At 54.3% G+C, this 2,696-nt stretch carries 2 protein-coding genes and 1 pseudogene; 1 reads left to right on the plus strand and 2 read right to left on the minus strand.

Going from position 1 to position 2,696, the window contains the following annotated elements; genetic code table 11:
- Window positions 1-140 precede the first annotated feature (140 nt).
- Together CO656_RS29420 and panD are read right to left on the minus strand one after the other, a co-directional pair.
- On the minus strand, window positions 141-1,217 hold the full coding sequence (locus CO656_RS29420; RefSeq protein ID WP_097528129.1) for a D-alanine--D-alanine ligase: 1,077 nt from the start codon (window positions 1,215-1,217) through the stop codon (window positions 141-143).
- A gap of 129 nt (window positions 1,218-1,346) precedes the next feature.
- Complete coding sequence (panD, locus tag CO656_RS29425) at window positions 1,347-1,802, minus strand: aspartate 1-decarboxylase (protein WP_097528130.1); 456 nt, start codon at window positions 1,800-1,802, stop codon at window positions 1,347-1,349.
- 681 nt (window positions 1,803-2,483) lie between these two features.
- Here panD and CO656_RS31190 point away from each other — a divergent pair.
- Window positions 2,484-2,696 (plus strand): annotated as a pseudogene (locus tag CO656_RS31190) (IS110 family transposase); the annotation flags it as partial.

A 2,696-nucleotide genomic window follows, 5' to 3' on the forward strand; every position in this document is an offset into this window, starting at 1 on the left:
TGCGCTTCATTCTCTGGTCCTCTCAATGGGCCAGAGCTTACTTCAAAATGGATTATTTCAACGGGGCAAGGTCACGCTCCTACCCGAAACGGACGAGCAGCACATTTCGCGCAAACGATCACGCCGCTAGGCTGTATTCCCTAGCAAACGCGGCTGGTCTCGATCTTGCGGATCTTCTCTCGGTTCCTTGCATTCGCCTCGTTGGAGGCAGCTAGCCGAATGACGTGGCACAGGTCAAAGCCCGCTTTTGCGAGCATCTTTGTAAACATGCAGTTTGCCGTCAGTCCTGGGACTAGGTTGATTTCGAAGAAGTGAACACGTTGCTGCTCATCAACGATGAAATCAAGGCGCCCGAATGTGTGGAGCCTGAACTCCCGAGCAATCTTCGTGGAAATTGAGGCGATGCGAGTTTGAAGCTTCTCCTCTACGTCATGGAACTCAACAGAGTAGCTACTCGATCGCGTCTTCTTCTGAACATACCCGAGGAAGCCCGAAGGATTGTTGATCCGCGCAATCGGAAGCGGCATAATCTCGTGGTGGTCGATTAAGATGCCGCACGTGTACTCCGTTCCAAAAATTCGCTGCTGGACCAAAAACGAAGCGTCAAACGGAGCGATTCGTTCGGAATAAGAACGGAGGCCATCCTCTGAGAGTTTGTCTGTGCACTCGGTGAGGAAGGATCCTCCAAGCGTGTTCGGTTTGAGGACACACGGGCCAGCAAGATGCCGCAGGGCTTCTTTGATGCCGGCTTCGAAATTGCCTTGGGAGACTTGGACCGTCGGAATGGGAGTCAACTCTAGGCAAAGTCGATTGGCAACTACGCCCTGCAGATACTTATCCGCTGAGAGCATGGCCGCAGTCTTGTCGCCGAAGCTCCCCGGAATGTCGTGGAATTGGGCAAGAGCCTGGATTTGGCCATCCTCCCCGTCCTGGCCCTGAAGAAGTGAAAAGACGAAAAGGCCTTCGCGCTTGAGTAGGTGAGCGAGAGAAGCGAGCGGATGCGTTTCAGCGCGGGTTGCGAACTCGTCGTGCTTGGGAAGGCGATCCCCGTCAAGTGCGAGCCTGAGCAGGTCCCCGGATCGTGAGATGTAGTAGATGGATACCGGTGAAATATCCGCATTGGAAGCATTGTTGAGGACGTCTGCGATGTGGTTGTACATCGCGATCGACCCATCGTGCTCCACCGAGCGGCCGCCATACATGAGCGCCAATTGCATTGTAGATTGCCTTTCAGAAAGAAGTGCGGTCAGCTATAATTGGGGCTCGGAACACACGAAGACCATCTGAGTAAGCGGGATCATTCTCCGTTTGGTGTCCTTCACCGCCCATTCCGGCCCCGTAAGCTATCAGGGAACGGCCAGTTCCTTGTCGTTATGATTTACCGCGAGGAGAGAGCCCTCGCGAACCTCAAACGTCACCGTTCCATCATCCCTTATCCTAGCATCGTAGAACATTCGGTCGCGGACAGAATTGTTCCGGTCGAACGTCAGCACTCGCGGCTTGATAACTGCGATCTGATGTTCCTCAATGTATGTGGACGAGCAAACGATCATCTCATCTCCGACCTGACATGTGCGAGCAGCGGCTCCGTTCAGCACGCAGCAACGAGAACCCCTTTCACCGTAGATGACGTATGTGCTGATTCGCGCGCCTGAGGACCTATTCCAAACCTCAACGAATTCCATCGGAAAAATACCCGCCTCGTCGCAGTGGTCAGGGTCGAGAGTTATTGATCCGTGGTAGTTCAGATCCGCGCCAGTGACAGTGATGCCATGAAGCTTGGCTGCAACGATCTTTCTCATATACAGTTTCCTCTTCTAATCGTGGCGATCGCCATGCCGCCAACGACGTCAGTGGTCTTAATCGCAGGGATCGGGGGATTGATCGGCGTCCCGAGATAGGCCGAGAAGCCGACTTTCAAAAAAGAGTGGCAATCATGACGGACATCGACGTCAGCGTACGCTGGCAGAGGGAGACGGTGAGACGCAGGTGGGTCCATTATGAGGTGGAGGCATTGTCGCTCTGCCGATGCCCTACCCGTAAAATGAGATTTTGACGCAAACCTAGCATGTTCATTTCCTCGATCCATCGCAATTCACCCAAGGACGTGATACCGTTTTAGCAGCTTCCGCCGCCTCGCAATTAAGTCGCAAAACTCGTGCCAACCTAGCTGATAGAACCGAAGGCGGTACTCTGGTGTTGTTTTCAACTATTTGCCTGAGGCCAAACAGGAGATTGGTTCGACATGCGTGTGTTGCGGATCCGACAAACCCGCGGGGAGGTGTCTGGGCGCTGTCACGTTGTCTGAGGTTCGACGTGAAGGGACCGCTGACAGGATATCAGGCGAGGGCTCTGGTCGCAGCTTCCATTCCGCCATAGCATTGAGGCGATGGATATGGATCTGGAAGGCGGAGCGTCTTGAGTGGACTGACGAAGAGATTACGGAAGGCTGAGAAGACCGAGACGAAACGCTGTAAGACCGTATGTCCGTCTTCGTGCCTGAGGTGGCTCGCCCTACACTGGTCTTCCGAGGGTTGCTCGGACAGGCCGAGCCGATCCTCATCACAGGAGGACGAGCCGTGGCAGATTATAGAGAAGCTTTTATAGGAATCGATGTCGCCAAACTGAAGAACGCGATCGCTGTCGCTGAATCCGGCCGGGAGGGAGAGACCCGCTTTTGGGGTGAGGTTGACGCA

Origin of the sequence: Sinorhizobium sp. FG01, assembly GCF_002531875.1 — a bacterium.
Taxonomy (GTDB): domain Bacteria; phylum Pseudomonadota; class Alphaproteobacteria; order Rhizobiales; family Rhizobiaceae; genus Sinorhizobium; species Sinorhizobium fredii_C.

Bases quoted from the DNA above. Each gene is read 5' to 3' on its own strand.
- CO656_RS29420 (WP_097528129.1), bottom strand. From the start codon at position 1,217: ATGCAATTGGCGCTCATGTATGGCGGCCGCTCGGTGGAGCACGATGGG.
- panD (WP_097528130.1), bottom strand. From the start codon at position 1,802: ATGAGAAAGATCGTTGCAGCCAAGCTTCATGGCATCACTGTCACTGGC.